The organism is Roseateles sp. P5_E1, assembly GCF_054049335.1.
The window spans coordinates 1-2,723 of sequence record NZ_JBFUMN010000113.1 but is presented as its reverse complement, the minus strand read 5'-3'; the positions used below and the strand labels follow the sequence as shown (position 1 = coordinate 2,723).

Sequence of the window (2,723 nt, the reverse complement as noted above, 5' to 3'; positions counted from 1 at the left end):
CCACCGGACGTGTACATGCCGGCGCCCATGTAGACGCGCTGATCGTTGTTCGGATCGACGGCGATGCTCTCGACGCCGTGGAAACTGGCCTCGCCGCCACCGAAGCCCAGGCCGTCGGTGATGGGCACCCAGGACGACGTGGGCTGGTTCCAGCGGTAGGCGCCACCGATGTCGGTGCGCGCGTACAGCAGGTTGGCGGTGGTCGGGTGGAAGACCAGGCCCGTGACGTAGCCGCCGCCGCCCCACTTCGCGCTCGTCCAGGTTCCCACCTTGATGGAGAACGTCTGCTGGGTCTTGGCGCCGCAGCTGTTGGTGTAAGTGGCGGTGGCCGTGCAGGCCGCGGGCGGCTGGATGGTCTGCTCGCGTGCTGCACCGGCGGTGCCGCAGCCGCTCCAGCTCCACATGCCGCCGGATGTCGGCTGCGGGCCTAGGATGGCCGAGGCGCCGGTCTTGATGGTGGCCGATGCCGTTTGCGTCCACGCACCGTTGGCGTTGATGTAGGGTGTGATGGCCGTCGGCTTGCAGGCGGCGCCAAGCGTGGCGTTGGCCGAGCCGGAGTTGTAGCTGCCGCCGTTGGTCGTGAACTTGACCCAGTACCAGTAGCGCGTGCCGATGTTGCCCGAGGCGTCGGTGTAGCTCCTGGCGCTGCTGCCCGGCACGGCGATGCGGGTGCGGCCGTTGGGGTCGGCGTCGGTGTCGCGGAAGATCTCCAGCGACGTGACGGTGCCACTGACGGTCCAACCCAGCTGGACGTTGCTGGCCGTGCCGGTGGCCGTCAGGCAGACGGTGGCGCCGCCGCCGCTGCCGCAGCTCTGCGCCAGCGCTAGCGGGGCTGCGCTCGCCCCGAAGGCGAGCAGCAGTGCGGGTATCAAAGTTTTCATGTTCTTCCTTTCAAGGTTGAAAGTGCTCGGCCGGTTGTCTCCGCCGGATGCGAACGTTGTGGGAGGCCGGCCCAGGGCCAGGCCACGACCTCCACGACAGTGAGGGATAGGAGCGGCAGGCCCCAGCCTGGAGATGGATGCGAGCCTGCCGAGCCATGGCTTCAGTTGCTGTAAAGCATGCCCCGGCCGGTGCCGCTGAAGTAGATCCGTCCGTAGATGTTCTGGTCGGCCGCGATCACGCCGATGCCACCGAACTGGTGGGCGTCGTCGTTGAAGCGCGTCCAGGTGGCGCCGGCGTCTTCAGAGCGATGCACGCCCCACACGCCGTTGATCACGCCCACGACGTAGACCGCGGCCGAGTACGGCGCGCCGGCTTTGGCCTTGCCCAGCGCGATGACGCTGGCGCCCTGCACCTGGGCCCATTGGTTGCCATTGAAGATCGACGCGAAGTTGCTGAGCTTGGCCCAGGTCGCGCCCGAATCTGTCGAGCGGTACACCGTGTTGCCGTCGGCCAGCCAGAGCTCGCCCTCGACGTTGGGGTTGACCGCCAGCGAGGTGTTCGCGAAGTAGTTCGGGGCCAGTCCCGCGTTCACCGAACCCTGGCTCAGCGTGAACGTGCGGCCTCCGTCCGTCGAGACGTAAACCTTGCCCGGCGTGCCCCACCAATTGCCGCCGGAATCGTAGGCATAGACCTTGTTCGGGTTCTTGCGATCTGCGGCCAGGTGGTAGCCGCGGCTGTAGATGTCGTTGATCGCCGGCAGGTTGGTCGGGACCCAGGTTGCGCCGTTGTCCGTGGTGTACGACGGCACCGAGTTGCCGGGTGCCCAGACCGCCTTGTTGCGAGCGGTGACCGCGATGCTTGCTTCCTGGTTCGTGTTGGTCGCGACACCGGGCGCGTTGGTGGCGAACTTCGTCCAGGTCTTGCCGCCGTCGCCGGACCAGAAGCCGAAGCCGGTGCCGTTTTCGTGGCTGTAGCCGATGGTGGCCACGTATTGTGGGTCGGACCACGCCATGTCGGCGGCGAAGCCATTGCTCCAGCCGGTGCCCGGCGTCAGCGTCGGCTTGGTCGCGAGGTTGGTGTGCAACCAGGTGCCGACGTCGCCCGAACTGTTGACGACCGCGTACGTTGCGCCGGCCGGTGGCGTGGCCAGGCTCAGGACGGCGGTCTCCTCGATGCCGTTGATCGTGCTGCCCCAGGTGGGCGTGGCCGAGGAGGCGTTGCGCGTCTCGACGATGCCGCCGCCGGAGACATGCAGGATGTGATCACGGTTGGACGGATCGATCTCGACATCGTCGACCCAGCCCGCAGTGACCTCGCCCGGCGTCACCGCTTCGATCTCGCGCCAGGTCCTGCCGGCGTCGTCGGACAGCTGCACGATCTGCTGGCCGCTCCAGTTGCCCCAGGAGTTGGTCACGCCCAGTGCGATGCGGGTGGTCGCGCCGCTGCCGTAGACCGACACGCCGCCAAAGCCGAAGTTGGTTCCGCCGATCGGGTCGACGCTCTTGAGCAGGGTCCAGTTGCTGCCGTCGAACTTGTAGAACCGGCCTGGGCCGCCGGCGCCTGGCCCGGCGTCCTTGGTGAAGGCGATGTAGAACATGCCGTCCGCAGCGCGTGCCATGTGCGGGATGTGGTAACCGGCGACCGGGACAGTGACCGGCGTCCAAGAGGCGCCGCCATTGGTCGACTTGTACAGGCTTGAGCCCAGGCCCGCTGCATTGGCGTAGTCCGGGGCGACGGCCGCGTAGATCGTCTGCGTGGCCGAGCCGCTGCCCTTGGTGCTGGTGTCGTAGACGACCGTCTCGACGCCCATGGCCGTGCCGCCGTTGGCGTTGATCTGGTCC

Annotated in this window: 1 protein-coding gene and 1 pseudogene; both read right to left on the bottom strand. The window is 67.6% G+C overall.

What is annotated here, in order from left to right:
* Positions 1-881, bottom strand: a pseudogene (locus ACXJKJ_RS29955) (hypothetical protein); the annotation flags it as partial.
* Between the two features lie 161 nt (positions 882-1,042).
* The coding region (locus ACXJKJ_RS29950) for a dockerin (RefSeq protein WP_457394944.1) at positions 1,043-2,723 on the bottom strand (1,681 nt) is incomplete at its 5' end.